1 protein-coding gene is annotated in these 303 nt (G+C 63.0%); it reads left to right on the forward strand.

Going from position 1 to position 303, the window contains the following annotated elements; genetic code table 11:
• Window positions 1-303: acyl-CoA dehydrogenase family protein (locus BK660_RS30535; RefSeq protein WP_185045274.1), on the forward strand; the 303-nt coding region annotated here is incomplete at both ends.

The raw sequence follows: 303 nt of genomic DNA on the forward strand, positions 1-303 counted from the left end.
CGGCAAGGTCACCAGCAAAAGCATCGCGCCACTGAGCCGCGCCGCTGACGAAGAAGGTTGCCATTGGGCCGACGGTGCCGTCACCACACCGGCAGGTTTCCCACAGGCTTATCAGACTTATGCCGAAGGCGGCTGGGTTGGCGTCGGTGGCGATCCGCAATACGGCGGCATGGGTATGCCCAAAGCCGTGTCGGCGCAGGTCGAAGAAATGGTCAACTCCGCGAGTCTGTCCTTCGGTCTGTACCCGATGCTGACTGCCGGCGCCTGCCTGTCGATCAACGCCCACGCCAGCGAAGAGCTGAA

It is taken from the genome of Pseudomonas brassicacearum, from assembly GCF_003732265.1.
Taxonomy (GTDB): Bacteria; Pseudomonadota; Gammaproteobacteria; order Pseudomonadales; family Pseudomonadaceae; genus Aquipseudomonas; species Aquipseudomonas brassicacearum_D.